The sequence below is a fragment of the Pseudomonas sp. DL genome (genome assembly GCF_047199225.1).
GTDB classification, from domain to species: domain Bacteria; phylum Pseudomonadota; class Gammaproteobacteria; order Pseudomonadales; family Pseudomonadaceae; genus Pseudomonas; species Pseudomonas aeruginosa.
Window position 1 is genome coordinate 6,173,453 of record NZ_CP178323.1, and the last position, 16,067, is coordinate 6,189,519.

15 protein-coding genes are annotated in these 16,067 nt (G+C 66.5%); 9 read left to right on the forward strand and 6 right to left on the reverse strand.

What is annotated here, in order from left to right; all coding sequences use genetic code 11:
• Nucleotides 1-166 precede the first annotated feature (166 nt).
• Nucleotides 167-1,501 (forward strand): aspartate aminotransferase family protein, encoded by a 1,335-nt coding sequence (locus tag ACI766_RS28750; protein ID WP_003146622.1) that lies wholly within the window; start codon nt 167-169, stop codon nt 1,499-1,501.
• Between the two features lie 65 nt (nt 1,502-1,566).
• Nucleotides 1,567-1,929 carry a cupin domain-containing protein gene (locus tag ACI766_RS28755; RefSeq protein ID WP_003096551.1) on the forward strand — a complete coding sequence of 121 codons (363 nt, stop codon included), beginning with the start codon at nt 1,567-1,569 and terminating at the stop codon, nt 1,927-1,929.
• 133 nt (nt 1,930-2,062) lie between these two features.
• On the opposite strand, the gene rpmG is transcribed toward ACI766_RS28755, so the two are convergent.
• Nucleotides 2,063-2,218, reverse strand: coding sequence for a 50S ribosomal protein L33 (rpmG, locus tag ACI766_RS28760; RefSeq protein WP_003096555.1), 156 nt, complete (start codon nt 2,216-2,218; stop codon nt 2,063-2,065).
• Nucleotides 2,219-2,229: 11 nt separating this feature from the next.
• Nucleotides 2,230-2,466, reverse strand: coding sequence for a 50S ribosomal protein L28 (rpmB, locus tag ACI766_RS28765; RefSeq protein ID WP_003096556.1), 237 nt, complete (start codon nt 2,464-2,466; stop codon nt 2,230-2,232).
• A 354-nt stretch (nt 2,467-2,820) separates the two neighbouring features.
• Here rpmB and ACI766_RS28770 point away from each other — a divergent pair, with 354 nt between their 5' ends.
• Both ACI766_RS28770 and ACI766_RS28775 read left to right on the forward strand, forming a co-directional pair.
• Nucleotides 2,821-4,401, forward strand: coding sequence for an ABC transporter substrate-binding protein (locus tag ACI766_RS28770; protein ID WP_003098288.1), 1,581 nt, complete (start codon nt 2,821-2,823; stop codon nt 4,399-4,401).
• A 25-nt stretch (nt 4,402-4,426) separates the two neighbouring features.
• Complete coding sequence (locus ACI766_RS28775) at nt 4,427-4,975, forward strand: hypothetical protein (RefSeq protein WP_003098290.1); 549 nt, start codon at nt 4,427-4,429, stop codon at nt 4,973-4,975.
• Between the two features lie 16 nt (nt 4,976-4,991).
• Here ACI766_RS28775 and radC read toward each other — a convergent pair whose 3' ends face one another.
• Nucleotides 4,992-5,666 (reverse strand): RadC family protein, encoded by a 675-nt coding sequence (radC, locus tag ACI766_RS28780; RefSeq protein ID WP_003096559.1) that lies wholly within the window; start codon nt 5,664-5,666, stop codon nt 4,992-4,994.
• A gap of 139 nt (nt 5,667-5,805) precedes the next feature.
• Here radC and coaBC point away from each other — a divergent pair, with 139 nt between their 5' ends.
• Genes coaBC through argB form a run of 4 tightly spaced genes read left to right on the forward strand, consistent with a single transcriptional unit; the run spans nt 5,806 to nt 11,042 of the window.
• Nucleotides 5,806-7,014, forward strand: a complete 1,209-nt coding sequence (coaBC, locus tag ACI766_RS28785; protein WP_023097081.1) for a bifunctional phosphopantothenoylcysteine decarboxylase/phosphopantothenate--cysteine ligase CoaBC — start codon at nt 5,806-5,808, stop codon at nt 7,012-7,014.
• Between the two features lie 7 nt (nt 7,015-7,021).
• On the forward strand, nt 7,022-7,477 hold the full coding sequence (gene dut, locus ACI766_RS28790) for a dUTP diphosphatase (RefSeq protein ID WP_003098293.1): 456 nt from the start codon (nt 7,022-7,024) through the stop codon (nt 7,475-7,477).
• A 36-nt stretch (nt 7,478-7,513) separates the two neighbouring features.
• Nucleotides 7,514-10,120, forward strand: coding sequence for a phosphomannomutase/phosphoglucomutase (locus ACI766_RS28795; RefSeq protein ID WP_058169968.1), 2,607 nt, complete (start codon nt 7,514-7,516; stop codon nt 10,118-10,120).
• 16 nt (nt 10,121-10,136) lie between these two features.
• Nucleotides 10,137-11,042, forward strand: coding sequence for an acetylglutamate kinase (argB, locus tag ACI766_RS28800; protein ID WP_003096572.1), 906 nt, complete (start codon nt 10,137-10,139; stop codon nt 11,040-11,042).
• Between the two features lie 45 nt (nt 11,043-11,087).
• On the opposite strand, the gene sphR is transcribed toward argB, so the two are convergent.
• Nucleotides 11,088-12,158: an AraC family transcriptional regulator SphR gene (gene sphR / locus ACI766_RS28805; RefSeq protein ID WP_003114360.1), complete on the reverse strand. Its 1,071-nt coding sequence runs from the start codon at nt 12,156-12,158 to the stop codon at nt 11,088-11,090.
• A gap of 224 nt (nt 12,159-12,382) precedes the next feature.
• Between sphR and ACI766_RS28810 the strand changes: the two genes are divergently transcribed.
• Entirely contained in the window at nt 12,383-13,333 is a 951-nt protein-coding gene (locus ACI766_RS28810; protein ID WP_003146625.1) for a transporter, read from the forward strand.
• A gap of 70 nt (nt 13,334-13,403) precedes the next feature.
• On the opposite strand, the gene ACI766_RS28815 is transcribed toward ACI766_RS28810, so the two are convergent.
• Entirely contained in the window at nt 13,404-14,612 is a 1,209-nt protein-coding gene (locus tag ACI766_RS28815) for a DSD1 family PLP-dependent enzyme (RefSeq protein ID WP_003146627.1), read from the reverse strand.
• A gap of 82 nt (nt 14,613-14,694) precedes the next feature.
• On the reverse strand, nt 14,695-16,023 hold the full coding sequence (locus ACI766_RS28820) for a D-arabinono-1,4-lactone oxidase (protein WP_003114363.1): 1,329 nt from the start codon (nt 16,021-16,023) through the stop codon (nt 14,695-14,697).
• Nucleotides 16,024-16,067: the final 44 nt, after the last annotated feature.

The window sequence follows — 16,067 nt, forward strand, 5'->3', positions numbered from 1 at the left end:
AAGGCGGGCGCGCGGCCCGTGGTGTCCGCCACCCTAAACCAGAGCAGCGCCTGTTTTCAATATATTTGACAGGAACCCCTCTAACTCCCTTGTCACGTTCATTATTTTAAACATAGACTCGCCCGGACTAGCGTCTTCATCCCTCGCGTGCAACCTGGGTGGCCCTATGACAATGAATAACGAGCCGCAGTCGAGCAGCCTCGACAACTTCTGGATGCCCTTCACCGCCAACCGCCAGTTCAAGGCGCGGCCGCGCCTGCTGGAAAGCGCCGAAGGCATCCACTATATCGCCCAGGGCGGGCGCCGCATCCTCGACGGCACCGCCGGCCTCTGGTGCTGCAATGCCGGCCACGGCCGGCGCGAGATCAGCGAAGCGGTGGCCCGGCAGATCGCCACCCTCGACTACGCCCCGCCGTTCCAGATGGGTCACCCGCTGCCGTTCGAACTCGCCGCGCGGCTGGCGGAAATCGCCCCGCCGGGCCTGAACAAAGTGTTCTTCACCAACTCCGGCTCGGAATCGGCGGACACCGCGCTGAAGATCGCCCTTGCCTACCAGCGCGCCATCGGCCAGGGCACCCGCACCCGCCTGATCGGCCGCGAACTGGGCTACCACGGGGTCGGCTTCGGCGGCCTGTCGGTAGGCGGTATGGTCAACAACCGCAAGGCCTTCTCCGCCAACCTGCTGCCGGGGGTCGACCACCTGCCGCACACCCTGGACGTCGCCCGCAACGTCTTCACCGTCGGCCTGCCCGAGCATGGCGTGGAAAAGGCCGAGGAGCTGGAACGCCTGGTGACCCTGCACGGCGCCGAGAATATCGCCGCGGTGATCGTCGAGCCGATGTCCGGCTCGGCCGGCGTGGTGCTGCCGCCCAAGGGCTACCTTCAGCGGCTGCGCGAGATAACCCGCAAGCATGGCATCCTGCTGATCTTCGACGAAGTGATCACCGGTTTCGGCCGCGTCGGCGAAGCCTTCGCCGCGCAGCGCTGGGGCGTCGTCCCGGACCTGCTGACCTGCGCCAAGGGGCTGACCAACGGCAGCATCCCGATGGGCGCCGTATTCGTCGACGAGAAGATCCACGCTGCCTTCATGCAAGGCCCGCAGGGCGCCATCGAGTTCTTCCACGGCTATACCTATTCCGGCCATCCGGTAGCCTGCGCCGCCGCCCTGGCGACCCTGGACATCTACCGTCGCGACGACCTGTTCCAGCGGGCCGTCGAACTGGAAGGCTACTGGCAGGACGCGCTGTTCAGCCTGCGCGACCTGCCCAACGTGGTCGACATCCGCGCCATCGGCCTAGTCGGCGGCGTGCAACTGGCGCCGCACGCGGACGGCCCCGGCAAGCGCGGCTACGACGTCTTCGAGCGCTGCTTCTGGGAGCACGACCTGATGGTCCGGGTGACCGGCGACATCATCGCCATGTCGCCGCCGCTGATCATCGACAAGCCCCACATCGACCAGATCGTCGAGCGCCTGGCCCAGGCCATCCGCGCCAGCGTCTGATCCAGGCGGGCGGCTGGCGCCGCCCTGCCCCCAACTGGCCAGAACCACAAGAACCGAGAGTCAGCATGAACATCGAACAGATCGTCGACTTCGCCCAGGCCAACAGCGCCCCGGAGCACTACAGCCCGGCGCCGGAGAAAATCCTCAAGGGCGACCCGAAACAGAGCGTGCGCAACCACTACGGCAGCCCCTGCGGGCAGTTCAACGCCGGTATCTGGGAAGGCGCCGTGGGCCAGTGGACGGTGAACTACACCGAACACGAGTACTGCGAGATCATCCAGGGCGTCTCGGTGCTGCGCGACCGGCACGGCAACGCCAAGACCGTGCGCGCCGGCGACCGCTTCGTGATCCCTGCCGGCTTCCAGGGCACCTGGGAAGTGCTCGAAGCCTGTCGCAAGGTGTATGTGATCTTCGAAGCCAAGGCCTGAGCCCCGGCTGCATCCAGAATGCTTGTTACCCTTGCCCGCCACCTGGCGGGCTTTTTTGTGCGCGGCCCGGGGTTCGTACGCCGGAAATGAAAAAGCCCGCCAGGGGCGGGCTTTTCGCAAGGTGCCGGATCAATTACTTGATCTTGGCTTCCTTGTAGATCACGTGCTGACGAACAACCGGATCGTACTTCTTGATCTCGATCTTCTCAGGCTTGGTACGCTTGTTCTTGTCGGTGGTGTAGAAGTGGCCGGTACCGGCGCTGGACACCAGACGAATCAATTCACGCATGATTCAGCTCCTTAGAATTTTTCGCCGCGGGCACGCAGGTCAGCCAGGACGGCCTCGATGCCACGCTTGTCGATGATACGCATGCCCTTGGCGGAAACGCGCAGACGTACGAAGCGCTTCTCGGACTCGACCCAGAAACGGTGGTGCTGCAGGTTCGGCAGGAAACGGCGGCGGGTTTTGTTGTGTGCGTGGGAAATGTTATTCCCGGTAACCGGACCCTTACCGGTTACTTGACAGACTCTAGACATGCCTCAGCCCTCTATAACCTCATGCCCAACCCGGCATGGGTTGGCTGCTTTAACTCAAGTTCGATACTCAGTTTCACCGGGGTCTTACCCGCTGCATCCCGACGAAGGAGAGCGTGGCCCCAGAAAAGAGCGCAGCTTTATATCAGAAAGGCGCCCCGCGCCGCAAGGGTGAAGACCATGGCGCAGCCGCGGCCCGCCTCACTGCGGGCTTCGCACCGCGGCCGTTCGTCGCCTTGCCTCGTTGTCGCTGCCCGCCGCATGGTCTAGGGTAGCGATTCAAGGTCGCCAACGGCCTTGCATGACTGCGCCCAACCGCTGCGGATGGGCATGTTAACCGTTCGAATGGAGCCCGTCATGCGCCTCGCCGCTTTCTCCCTGTTCCTCGCCCCCCTGCTGCTCGCCCAGCCCGCCGCCGCTGCCGCCTTGAGCGTGTGCACCGAAGCCAGCCCCGAGGGCTTCGACGTGGTCCAGTACAACTCGCTGACCACCACCAACGCCTCGGCCGATGTGCTGATGAATCGCCTGGTCGAGTTCGACGCCGGCAAGGGGACGGTGGTGCCCTCGCTGGCCGAGCGCTGGTCGGTGTCCGACGACGGCCTGAGCTATCGCTTCGACCTGCGCCAGGGTGTGCACTTCCACAGCACCGCCTACTTCAAGCCGAGCCGTACGCTCGACGCCGACGACGTGGTGTTCAGCTTCCAGCGCATGCTCGATCCGGCCAATCCCTGGCACAAGGTGGCGCAGAACGGCTTCCCGCACGCCCAGTCGATGCAACTGCCGGAGCTGATCAAGCGGGTGGAGAAAAGCGGCGACCACCAGGTGCTGTTCGTTCTCGACCACCCCGACGCGACCTTCCTGCCGATGCTGAGCATGGGCTTCGCCTCCATCTATTCGGCGGAATACGCCGACCAGTTGATGAAGGCCGGAACCCCGGAAAAGCTCAACGCCGAGCCGATCGGCAGCGGCCCGTTCGTGTTCAAGCGCTTCCAGAAGGACGCGGTGGTGCGCTACGCCGCCAACCCCGAGTACTTCGCCGGCAAGCCGGCGGTCGACGCGCTGATCTTCGCCATCACCCCGGACGCCAACGTGCGCCTGCAGAAGTTGCGCCGCGGCGAATGCCAGATCGCCCTGTCGCCGAAGCCGCTGGACGTGGAGAGCGCGCGCAAGGACGCCAGCCTGAAGGTCGAGCAGACGCCGGCCTTCATGACCGCCTTCGTCGCCCTCAATACCCAGCATCCGCCGCTGGACGATCCCAAGGTGCGCCAGGCGATCAACCTGGCCTTCGACCGCACCAGCTACCTGCAGGCGGTATTCGAAGGCAGCGCCAGTGCCGCCACCGGCATCTATCCGCCGAACACCTGGAGCTATGCCAGGGATATTCCCGCCTACCCGCACGCCCCCGAACAGGCGCGCAAGCTGCTGGCCGGCAAGCAGCTTCCCGAGCTGAACATCTGGACCCGCCCGTCCGGCAGCCTGCTCAACCCCAACCCGAGCCTCGGCGCCCAACTGCTCCAGGCCGACCTGGCGGAGGCCGGGATCAAGGCCAACATCCGCGTCATCGAATGGGGCGAGTTGATCCGTCGCGCCAAGAACGGCGAACACGACCTGCTGTTCATGGGTTGGGCAGGCGACAACGGCGATCCGGACAACTTCCTCACTCCGCAATTCAGCTGCGCCAGCGTCAAGTCGGGGCTCAACTTCGCGCGCTATTGCGACCCCGGCCTGGACAAGCTGATTGCCGACGGCAAGGCCGCCAGCAGCCAGGAACAACGCACCGGCCTGTACCACCAGGCGCAGAAACTGATCCACGAACAGGCGCTCTGGCTGCCCCTGGCCCACCCGACCGCCTTCGCCCTTACCCGCCAGGAGGTGCAGGGCTACCAGGTCAATCCGTTCGGTCGCCAGGATTTCTCTCGGGTCGCCGTGAAACGCTGAAGGCCACGCCCGGGAGAACCCAGCGATGGATCTCGACCGTCTCTACCTGCCGCATTGGCAGTTCAGCGAACACCACCAGCGGCTGATCGACGCGCCGGCCGCAGCGGTACTCGACGCGGTGGAAGACCTGCTGCGCTTCGACGACCCGCTGGTGCGCGCCTTCCTCGTCCTGCGCGAAGCGCCGGGAAGGCTGGCCGGCCTGCTGGGCCGGCGCAACGACCTGGCCGGCCGCCCACGCTTCGGCCTGCATGAGTTCACCCGCCTGGAGCGCCGCGCCGACCAGGCCATCGCCTACGGCCTGGTCGGCCGCTTCTGGCGCGCCGACTTCGCCCTGGAACGCATCGCGGACGGCGAGCATTTCCGCTGCTACGACCAGCCCGGAGTGGCCAAGCTCGTGCTGTGTTTCCGTTGCACGCCCAGCGCCAGCGGTACCCTGCTGCACACGGAAACCCGGGTGTTCTGCCCCGATCGCGCCAGCCGCCTGCGCTTCACCCCCTACTGGTTGGCGATCCGCCCGGTCAGCGGGCTGATCCGCCGGCGCCTGCTGGCGGGCATCGAGCGGCGCCTGGGCTGAGCCCTTCGTCGAACGCTCACAGCCAACCGTATTCGGCCAGCGACAGCGGCTCGCCGTCGCCGATGATGAAGTGGTCGAGCACCCGCACGTCGATGAGCGCCAAGGCTTCCTTGAGGCGCGCAGTGAGCTGGCGGTCGGCGAGACTCGGACGGGCGTCGCCGGAGGGGTGGTTATGGGTCAGGATCAGCGCCGCCGCGTTGTGCGCCAGGGTGCGCTTGACCACCTGGCGCGGGTAGACGCTGGCGCCATCGATGCTGCCCTGGAACAGCACCTCGAACGCCAGGACCCGGTGCCTCGTGTCGAGGAACAGGCAGGCGAACACCTCGTGCTGCTCGTGGCGCAGGCGCGCCTTGAGATAGTCGCGCACCGCCTGCGGGCTCTCCAGTATCGAATCGCGACGCAGGCGCTCGGCCAGGTGGCGCCGGCCCATCTCCAGCACGGCCTGCAATTGCGCATACTTGGCCACGCCGAGCCCGAGATGGCCGCAGAACGAGGCGAGGTCCGCCTCGAGCAGGGCACGCAGCCCGCCGAACTCGCTCAACAGCCGCCGCGACAGCTCGACCGCACTACAACCGGTCACTCCCGTGCGCAGGAAGATCGCCAACAGCTCGGCATCGGAAAGGGCCGCCGCGCCCTGCTCCAGAAGCTTCTCCCGAGGCCGTTCGGCTTCGGGCCAATCGCGGATGCTCATTCGCTTTCCCCATCGAGCCCGCCCGCTGTTCCCGTGCGGACGCTGTGCTATCTTAGCCCATCCTTTTTGCGCGGCAGACGACCTGGGGAGGCGCGTTTGCCGAAGCGCATGTCATCCATTTCCTTATTAAGGCAAGCCTATGCAGCGGCTCTATCGGAAACGCATCGTCCTCGGCGTGGGCGGCGGCATTGCCGCCTACAAGAGCGCCGAACTGGTCCGCCGCCTGCGCGACCAGGGCGCTGAAGTCCGAGTGGTGATGACCCAGGGCGGCCGCGAGTTCATCACGCCCCTGACCCTCCAGGCGTTGTCCGGCCATCCGGTGCATACCGATCTGCTGGACCCGGCGGCGGAAGCCGCGATGGGCCACATCGAACTGGCCCGCTGGGCCGATCTGGTGCTGATCGCACCGGCTACCGCCGACCTCATGGCGCGCCTGGTCCAGGGCGTGGCCAACGACCTGCTGACCACCCTGGTGCTGGCCACCGACGCGCAAATCGCCCTGGCACCGGCGATGAACCAGGCCATGTGGCGCGACACCGCGACCCAGGCCAACGCCGAGCTGCTGCGCCAGCGCGGCTTCCACCTGTTCGGTCCGGCAGCGGGCAGCCAGGCCTGCGGCGACGTCGGCCTCGGACGCATGCTCGAAGCCGAGGAACTGGCGCAGCGCGCCGCCGACTGCTTCCAGCGCCAGGCGCTGACCGGCGTGCATGTGCTGATCACCGCCGGCCCGACCCAGGAAAACATCGACCCGGTGCGCTACATCACCAACCACAGTTCCGGAAAGATGGGCTTCGCCCTCGCCGAGGCGGCGGTGGAAGCCGGCGCACGGGTGACCCTGGTCACCGGCCCGGTGCACCTGCCCACGCCCGACCGGGTGCAGCGCGTCGACGTGGTCAGCGCCCGCGACATGCTGGCCGCCTGCGAGGCGGCGATGCCCTGCGACCTGCTGATCGCCTCCGCGGCGGTCGCCGACTACCGCCCGGAAGTGGTCGCCGCGCACAAACTGAAGAAAGACCCTACCAGCGGCGAGGGCTTGCTCTTGCAGCTGGTGCGCAATCCCGACATTCTCGCCACCCTCGCACAGCGCGAGGATCGTCCCTTCAGCGTGGGCTTCGCCGCAGAAACCGAAAACCTGCTGGACTATGCTGCACGCAAGCTGAAGGACAAGAACCTCGACCTGATCGTCGCCAACGACGTGGCCAACCCCTCGATCGGCTTCAACAGCGACGAGAACGCGATCACGGTGATCGACCGCGACCTGCATCCGAGCACCTTCGCCCAGACCAGCAAGGGCAAGATCGCTCGCCAGCTGATCGCCTTCATCGCCAACCGCCTCAACCAGCAATGAGTTACTGATGCACTCTCTCCAAGCCAAGATCCTCGACCCCCGCCTGGGCTCCGACTTCCCGCTCCCGCAGTACGCCACGCCGGGCTCGGCTGGCCTGGACCTGCGCGCCATGCTCAAGGAAGACAGCGTCCTCGGCCCGGGCCAGACCCTGCTGATTCCCACCGGCCTGTCCATCTACATCGCCGATCCCGGCCTCGCCGCCCTGGTCCTGCCGCGCTCCGGCCTGGGGCACAAGCACGGCATCGTGCTGGGCAACCTGGTCGGCCTGATCGACTCGGACTACCAGGGCGAGCTGATGGTGTCGTGCTGGAACCGCGGCGAGTCGCCGTTCACCATCGCCGTCGGCGAGCGCATCGCGCAGTTGGTACTGGTGCCGGTGGTGCAGGCGCATTTCGAGCTGGTCGAAGCGTTCGACGAAAGCCAGCGCGGCGCCGGCGGCTTCGGCCATTCCGGCAGCCACTGACCCCGAACACAGGACGAGACGCCGAGGAGACGCGGCATGAAGCTTTTCCAGCGCACCGCCAAGGATGGGAACGAGTTGGGCGACCTGCTCGAACCGGAAAAGAAGCCGCGCAAGGCAGCGTCCGAACGCGCTGACGGCAAGGACCTGCTGCCCGGCATAGGCGCCAGCCTACTGGGCGTGGCGGCCGCCGGCGCCCTGCTCTGGTTCGGCGTCTTCGGCGGCGCCGGTGAGGCGCAGCAGCGCCAGTTGGACGCGGCCTGGGCCGAAGGCCAGGCCGGCGCCTTGCGCCAGGCCTTGCAGCAACTCGCCGCCGACACCCGCGCCGCCGCGGCCAGCCCCCTCGCCCTCGAAGCCCTGCAAAGCGGCGACGCCACCCGCATCGAGGCCGCCCAGCGCAGCCTGCTGGCCTGGGACGGCGTGGTCGATGCCCACCTGAACGCGCCCGGCCAGGCCGCCCAGGACAACGACAGCCCCGGCCCGGTCAGCTTCGCCGCCCTGGATATCCTGCACCGGGTGGAAAGTGGCCAGAACGTCGCCGCCGAAGCCTACAAGGTCGGCCAGCGCTGGCTGCTGTACAGCGCCGCGCCGGTGCGCGGCGCCGACCAGAGCCTGCAAGGCACGCTGCTGCTGGCGGTCGACCTGCAACGGCTGCTGCGCGCCCTGCCGCCCTTGCCGGGCGATGCCGGCCAGGTACAACTGGTCCAGCAGTTCTCCGGCGCACCGGCCCAGGTGCTGCTGCAACGCGGTACGCCGGCGCCGGGCAAGGGTGCGCAAGCGCTGGACAGCGGCAATCCGAACTGGAAACTGAACTACACGCCCGGCAGCGTCGCTTCGACCCAGGCCTCGCCGCTGCTGCCGGCACTCGCGGCGCTGCTGGCGCTGCTCGGCGGCATCCTCGGCACCTACCTCACCCGTTCGTCGCTGTTGCGCCGCCTGCATCAGGATGTCCTGACCCTCGGTCAGTATCTTCAGGAACTCGGCGGGCAACGCACTGCCAAACCCCCTGTGCCTAGCCTGCCGGGCTTCGCCCCGCTGATCCAGGCATTGGCCCGCCAGCCGCGGCGCAAGCCGGAGCCGACCAGCGTGCCCAGCCCTGCCAAGGCAGCGCCGGTGGCGCCGGTGGCGGTGGCGAAAGCGCCTCCTCGCGAGGAGCCGGCATTGGCAGATCCGTTGTTCCAGAACACCGACATTCTGGATATCGACATTCTCGATGAAGACCAGGACCTCCTGGGATTGGAGCAAACCCCCATCATGAGCACTGCAAAAGCACCGACGCTGCCCGCCAGCATCTTCCGCGCCTACGACATCCGTGGCGTGGTAGGCGATACCCTCACCGCCGAGACCGCCTACTGGATCGGTCGCGCCATCGGCTCGGAAAGCCTCGCCCGCGGCGAACCGTGCGTCGCTGTCGGCCGCGATGGCCGCCTGTCCGGTCCCGAGCTGGTCAAGCAGCTGATCCAGGGCCTGGTGGACTGCGGTTGCCAGGTCAGCGACGTGGGCATGGTGCCTACCCCGGTGCTGTACTACGCGGCCAACGTGCTCGAGGGCAAGTCCGGGGTGATGCTGACCGGCAGCCACAATCCGCCGGACTACAACGGCTTCAAGATCGTGGTCGCCGGCGAGACCCTGGCCAACGAGCAGATCCAGGCCCTGCGCGAGCGCATCGAGAAAAACGACCTGGCATCCGGCGTCGGCAGCGTAGAGCAGGTCGACATCCTGCCGCGCTACTTCAAGCAGATCCGCGACGACATCGCCATGGCCAAGCCGATGAAGGTGGTGGTCGACTGCGGCAACGGCGTGGCCGGGGTGATCGCCCCGCAGTTGATCGAGGCCCTGGGCTGCAGCGTGATCCCGCTGTACTGCGAGGTCGACGGCAACTTCCCGAACCACCATCCGGACCCGGGCAAGCCGGAGAACCTGAAGGACCTGATCGCCAAGGTCAAGGCCGAGAACGCCGACCTGGGCCTGGCCTTCGACGGCGACGGCGATCGCGTCGGCGTGGTCACCAATACCGGTACCATCATCTATCCGGACCGTCTGCTGATGCTGTTCGCCAAGGACGTGGTCTCGCGCAACCCGGGGGCCGACATCATCTTCGACGTCAAGTGCACCCGCCGTCTGATCGCCCTGATCAGCGGCTACGGCGGCCGTCCGGTGATGTGGAAGACCGGCCACTCGCTGATCAAGAAGAAGATGAAGGAAACCGGCGCCCTGCTGGCTGGCGAGATGAGCGGCCACGTGTTCTTCAAGGAGCGCTGGTTCGGCTTCGACGATGGCATCTACAGCGCCGCCCGCCTGCTGGAAATCCTCAGCCAGGATCAGCGTGACAGCGAGCACGTGTTCTCGGCCTTCCCGAGCGACATTTCCACCCCGGAAATCAACATCACCGTCACCGAGGACAGCAAGTTCGCCATCATCGAGGCGCTGCAACGCGACGCCCAATGGGGCGAAGGCAACATCACCACCCTCGACGGCGTGCGGGTCGACTACCCCAAAGGCTGGGGCCTGGTACGCGCCTCCAACACCACTCCCGTGCTGGTCCTGCGCTTCGAAGCGGACACCGAGGAAGAGCTGGAGCGCATCAAGACCGTCTTCCGTAACCAACTGAAGGCAGTGGATTCCTCGCTGCCCGTGCCCTTCTGACATGTCGGAGCTCCCCATGACCCTGAGTCGCGATGACGCCGCCCAGGTTGCCAAGGTCCTTTCCGAGGCCCTGCCCTACATTCGCCGCTTCGTCGGCAAGACGCTGGTGATCAAGTACGGCGGCAACGCCATGGAGAGCGAGGAGCTGAAGGCCGGCTTCGCCCGCGACGTGGTGCTGATGAAAGCGGTCGGCATCAACCCGGTGGTGGTGCATGGCGGCGGCCCGCAGATCGGAGACCTGCTCAAGCGCCTGTCGATCGAGAGCCACTTCATCGACGGCATGCGCGTCACCGACGCGGCGACCATGGACGTGGTGGAGATGGTCCTCGGCGGCCAGGTGAACAAGGACATCGTCAACCTGATCAACCGCCACGGCGGCAGCGCCATCGGCCTGACCGGCAAGGACGCCGAGCTGATCCGCGCGAAGAAGCTCACCGTGACCCGCCAGACCCCGGAGATGACCAAGCCGGAGATCATCGACATCGGCCACGTGGGCGAAGTCACCGGGGTCAACGTCGGGCTGCTGAACATGCTGGTCAAGGGCGACTTCATTCCGGTGATCGCGCCGATCGGCGTGGGCAGCAACGGCGAGTCCTACAACATCAATGCCGACCTGGTGGCCGGCAAGGTGGCGGAAGCGCTGAAGGCCGAGAAACTGATGCTGCTGACCAACATCGCCGGCCTGATGGACAAGCAGGGCCAGGTGCTGACCGGGCTGTCCACCGAACAGGTCAACGAGCTGATCGCCGACGGCACCATCTACGGCGGCATGCTGCCGAAGATCCGCTGCGCCCTGGAAGCGGTGCAGGGCGGCGTGACCAGCGCGCACATCATCGATGGCCGGGTACCGAATGCCGTGCTGCTGGAAATCTTCACCGACAGCGGCGTCGGCACCCTGATCAGCAACCGCAAGCGTCACTGATCCGCCCGCCACGGTGCGCTCCGGCGCGCCATGGCGGTTCCTCCATTAGCGTCGCGCGGCCAGCGTGAAGACCTGGTCCAACGGGCTCGTGCCCTCGCTACGGAAGGTCGCCGGGCTCACTCCCGTCCAGCGCTTGAACGCGCGCCTGAAACTGCGGATATCACGATATCCCACTTCCTCGGTGATACGTTCGATGGACATCCCGGGGTTGCCCAGCAGGCTCATCGCCCGCCCTCGCCGCACCTGCTCCAGCAACGCCTCGAAGGTCAGCCCGTGTTCGGCCAGCCGGCGCCGCAGGGTGCGGCTGCTCATGTTCAGTTCGGCGGAAATCCTTTCGATCTGGCTGCCCAGGCTTAGGTCGCGGGCGATGGCCCGTTCCACCGCCTGGACCAGGTCGAGTTTCCGGTGCACCTGGGTGCTTTCCTGCTCCAGCAGGGCCAGCGCCTGGCGCAACGCCGGCAGGTTGTGGTTGGGCAGGCGCATGTCCAGCCAGTGGCTGGCGATCGCCATGCGGTTGTGCAGGCAGCCGAAGCGTACCTGGGGCCCCAGCAGGCGCAGGTATTCGCCCGCGTAGGGCGGAGCGGCATGGATGAGTTCGATGCCCAGCGGTTCGAACGCCGGGCTGACCAGGGCACGCCCATACACCAGCAGGCTGGCGAAGAACTCCTCGATGGCGAACACCTGCACCTCGCTGCTGGGCAGGTGGCATTCGACCTCGACGAAGAAGGTGTCGCCCTGCTGGTAGACGCTGGAGGTGACGATACCGCCCGAGCTGTGCTGGTAGCGCACGCCGATGTCGAACGCGTCGCGCAGGGTCCGGCACAGCGACAGCACATGGCCCAGCAGGCCAAGGGTGCCGAGCACGTTCTGGTGTCCGACCCACAGCCCCAGTCCCCGCTCCGGCAGGGCCTGGAGGGCACGCTGGATCATGCTCACGGCCTGGCGGTAGGAGATGCGCTGGGTAGGGTCCTGCAGGTCTTCGACGGTGAAGCCCAGGCCCCGGCACAGCCGCGCGGGATCGACACCATGGCCTTCGACCACCTCGGCCAGCGTCTGCAGCAGGAAGGTGGATACCTGGGCGAGTTCGTAGCGCGCATCGGCGGCATTGTTGTGCATGGGCGAAATCCTGAGCCGGTCTCGGCTTCGTTCTTGTTCTGGCGGTGGATCGCGACATGGGATGAGCGTCCCATCATATAGCGTTCCGCACAGATGTAACAAAGCATTGCACGGTGTCCGCAAATCCCCCCCTCGCTGACCGTCAATGCCCTGCCTCGGCCTGCCGTTAGGGCTTATTCCTATGCCGTGCCCCGAGCCACGCCAACAATAATAAGAGCCCGCCCATGAACCCGATCCGCCCCCGCAGGCCCCTGCGCCTGGCCGCCTGCGTCACCCTCGCCGTCAGCTGCTGCACCCACGCCAGCGAAGGCGGCGTGGACAACATTGGTCCAGGAACCGACGGTTTCTTCACCCTGCCACTGGACGTCGACAACCTCCCCGACCACATGTTCGCCTTCAACGTCTACTACAACCACTACGAAGCCAGGAAGCTGAACATCAGCTCCTTCGGCGGCAAGGTGTCCGACGTGAAGATCAGCTCGGATGCGATCATCCCTCGCCTGGACTACCTGAGCCCGCTGCGGATCTTCGGCGGGCGCCTGGGCGGCTACATCGCCCAGCCCTATCTCCGCCAACGGGTGGCCGCGTTCGGCCTGAGCGACGAACGGGAAAGCATGGGCGACACCACCTTCGCGCCGATCATCCTCTGGGACATGGGCAAGGACCTGACCCTGGCCGCCGCCGTGGAGGTCACCGTGCCCACCGGCAAGTACGATGCCGAGCGGCTGGCCAACACCAGCAACAACTTCTACACCTACAAGCCGCTGTTCTCCTTCACCTGGCTGCCCACCGAACGCACCGAGCTGTCGCTGAAGGCCACCTACAGCTTCAACATGGAAAACCACGACACCGACTATCGCTCGGGGCAGATCTTCCATTTCGACTATTCCGCCAGCTACCGGGTGACCGACAACCTGCGCCTCGGCCTGAACGGCTACTACCTCAAGCAGACCACCGACGACAAACAGAACGGCGAGACCGTACGGGTGTTCGGTTTCGGCGAGGAAGTCGACGACGGCGTACGCGGCCAGGTCTTCGCCATCGGCCCGGCCGTGCACCTGACCTTCCTCAAGTACGCCAGCGCGGAGATCCGCTGGGCCAAGGAATTCGACGTGGAGAACCGCCCCGAGGGCGACATGCTCTGGGCCAAGCTGACCATTCCGTTCGAACTCTGAGGCATCGGAACGAAGCGGCAGCCCGGTATCCGCGGGCTGCCGCCATCGACGAGGAAAAGCGCCAGGCGTCCTAGGCGTAAACCGGCCAGCGCTCGACGATCCGCCCGCCGCGCAGCGCCAGCAGGTCGCCGAATTGCAGCAGCACCGACTCGCTCTGGGTCGGCCGCAGGAAGACCTGGTCGTCCACCTCCAGGCCCACCGAAGGCGAGCCGTTGACCATTTCCTGGTTCGAGCTGCGCCCGTAGATGCCGTTGCTGCGCAGTCCCTCGGGCGAGGCGAAGTCGGCCATCCAGTTGCCGCCGTAGATGAAGAAGGTGCCGCGCTGGTTGGGGTCCCACCAGGAAAACAGCCGGGACTTGCCGTCCAGCGCCGGGATCTGCACCGCGCCGGTGCTCTTGAGTACCGGCGTGGCGATGTAGACGGCCGGCACATGCTCGGCCAGGGACGCCAGGTCGTAGTGGCTCGGCTTGAGCATGGCGGTGCCCACCGAGACCTCGCTGCTCAGCGTTTCCTTCTCGTGCATGCGATAGCTGGGGCTGCCGGCGGTATTCAGGGTCAGCTGTGGTGTCCACAGCGCGGCGAAGCGCTGGCGGGCGAAGTCGACATGTCCCTGGTAGAGCGCCATGACCTTGGCGAACAGCTCCTCGGGCGAACCGAGGATGCCCGGCACCCCCATTCCGACGAAGGGGTCGTAGCCCATGAAGCCAGCGAACTCCAGGTACTGCGGATGCGCCGCGATCAGCGCCAGCAATTCGCCCAGCGCGGCCTGGTCGGCCACTCCGCCGCGATGCAGGCCGACGTCCAGTTCGATGTTGACGCGCATCCGGGTACCCAGCCCCTGGGCCAGCGCCAGGTACTGACGCAAGCGCTGCGGCGTATCGATCAGCCATTGCAGCTGCCGCGCCGGGTCGAACGCACCCTTGTGCTCGCGGTAGAACAGTTCCGCCGAACGCACCGGCAACGGCTTGCCGAGGAGGATGTCGGCATCCGCAAAAGCGACCGCGTCGTGGTTGAGGAACGGTTGGTGGAAGGACATCAGCCGCCGGGTGCCGGCGCGCCTGGCGATGTACGCCAGCAGGCCGGGCGAAGGCAGCGATTTCTCCACCAGCCGCAGATGCTTGCCGCCGCGGCGGACCGAACGCATCACCACATCGATGTTGTGGTCCAGGCGATCGAGGTCGATGAGCAGCACCGGGCACATCGGGCCATTGGCCTTGAGTTCGCGGTTCAGCGCGCGGAAATAGTCGTCGTACGGCCCGCCACGGTCGGCGGGACGCATCCAGGCGGCAGTTCCCGCCAGCAGCGCGCCGGCCCCGAGGCCGGCGAACATGAACTTGCGTCGATTCACGGCGTCGCTCCTTTCAGGTCACGCCCAGGATGGAAGAGAGGTGCGCATTGAGGAACCGCCCGCGGGGATCCAGCGCCTGGCGCACCTCGGCGAATGCCTTCCAGCGCGGATAGAGCCCCTGCAACTGGTGCGCGTTGAGGCCATGCAGCTTGCCCCAGTGCGGCCGCCCGGCGTATTTCCAGAAGATCGGTTCCACCGCGGCGAAGAAGTTGTGGTGGTCCATGCTGTAGTGCTGATGCACGGAAATGGAACAACTGTCGCGGCCCTCGAACATGCTCAGGGGAATGTCGTCGGCCTTCACGTAGCGGTACTCGATGGGAAACCAGGTGCGCAGGTCCTTGTCGCGGATCAGCGCGAGGATCTCCCGCAGGCAGGCGGGGCCATGCTCGGCGGGGACCGAATACTCCATCTCGTTGAAGCGCACGTTGCGCACGTTGGCGTAGACCGCATAGGAATCGTCGACCCGCTCGTCGAAGCGGGCGAAGTGGCGCAGGCTGTTGAGCAGGGTGCGGCGGGTCTCCGGGAAGTCGCTGAGGTACTTGTCGAGACCTTCGATCAGGCCGACGAACTCGTTGCCGCCTTCCTTCGCCGGGTCCAGGGGCGGGGTCTTCGGCTCGTCGGTCTCGTTGAGGGCGATCGACAGGGCGTAGTCGGAATGGGTCACCACCAGCATCTCCCAGTGCTGGTTCTCGCGCGTATTCTTCTCCACGTCTTCCAGCAATTCCTCGGTCCGGGCGATCCACTGCCGTTCACGCAGGCGGTAGGCCGCGCGGTTCTGCAGGCGCACCCGGGTCACGACGCCCAGCGCCCCCAGCGAGACCCGCGCGGCATCGAACACCTCCACGTTGCGCTTGGCGTCGCACTCGAGCACCTCGCCGCTCGCGGTGACCAGTTGCAGACCGCGAACCTGGGCGGAATAGGAACCGAAGCCGACCCCGGTGCCATGGGTGGAAGTAGCGATGGCGCCGGCCAGGGTCTGGTAATCGATATCGGCCATGTTCACCAGCGCCTGGCCGATCTCCTTGAGCGGAGCGCCCATCTGCGACATCGGCGTACCGCCGCCGAACTCGGCCTGGAGGGTCACGCTGTCGTGGCTGAGCAAGCCGCTGAAGTAGGCGAGCGAGAGCAGGGTGCCGTCGGTCGGGACCAACGCGCTGAACGAATGCCCGGAGCCCACCGGGCGGATCCTGCCGGACGCCTGGCGGATGATCCGGACCAGTTCGTCGAGGTCTTTCGGTGCCTCCCGCGCCAGGGGCAGGCAGCTTTGCGCGCCGGACCAGTTGCGCCAGGGAATCAGGCGCGGTGCGCGGAGCAACTCCGCCAGCGCGGGGTTTCCCACCATGGCGGCGAACGCACCGAGCGCTCCCGCCCGTTGCAGGAGCTGGC

Coding starts and splice junctions, on each gene's coding strand:
- ACI766_RS28810 (WP_003146625.1), top strand. CDS start 12,383: ATGAACCCGATCCGCCCCCGCAGGCCCCTGCGCCTGGCCGCCTGCGTC.
- dut (WP_003098293.1), top strand. CDS start 7,022: ATGCACTCTCTCCAAGCCAAGATCCTCGACCCCCGCCTGGGCTCCGAC.
- coaBC (WP_023097081.1), top strand. CDS start 5,806: ATGCAGCGGCTCTATCGGAAACGCATCGTCCTCGGCGTGGGCGGCGGC.
- rpmB (WP_003096556.1), bottom strand. CDS start 2,466: ATGTCTAGAGTCTGTCAAGTAACCGGTAAGGGTCCGGTTACCGGGAAT.
- ACI766_RS28815 (WP_003146627.1), bottom strand. CDS start 14,612: ATGCGTCCCGCCGACCGTGGCGGGCCGTACGACGACTATTTCCGCGCG.
- ACI766_RS28755 (WP_003096551.1), top strand. CDS start 1,567: ATGAACATCGAACAGATCGTCGACTTCGCCCAGGCCAACAGCGCCCCG.
- ACI766_RS28750 (WP_003146622.1), top strand. CDS start 167: ATGACAATGAATAACGAGCCGCAGTCGAGCAGCCTCGACAACTTCTGG.
- radC (WP_003096559.1), bottom strand. CDS start 5,666: ATGAGCATCCGCGATTGGCCCGAAGCCGAACGGCCTCGGGAGAAGCTT.
- ACI766_RS28775 (WP_003098290.1), top strand. CDS start 4,427: ATGGATCTCGACCGTCTCTACCTGCCGCATTGGCAGTTCAGCGAACAC.
- ACI766_RS28795 (WP_058169968.1), top strand. CDS start 7,514: ATGAAGCTTTTCCAGCGCACCGCCAAGGATGGGAACGAGTTGGGCGAC.
- argB (WP_003096572.1), top strand. CDS start 10,137: ATGACCCTGAGTCGCGATGACGCCGCCCAGGTTGCCAAGGTCCTTTCC.
- ACI766_RS28770 (WP_003098288.1), top strand. CDS start 2,821: ATGCGCCTCGCCGCTTTCTCCCTGTTCCTCGCCCCCCTGCTGCTCGCC.
- rpmG (WP_003096555.1), bottom strand. CDS start 2,218: ATGCGTGAATTGATTCGTCTGGTGTCCAGCGCCGGTACCGGCCACTTC.
- ACI766_RS28820 (WP_003114363.1), bottom strand. CDS start 16,023: ATGGTGGGAAACCCCGCGCTGGCGGAGTTGCTCCGCGCACCGCGCCTG.
- sphR (WP_003114360.1), bottom strand. CDS start 12,158: ATGCACAACAATGCCGCCGATGCGCGCTACGAACTCGCCCAGGTATCC.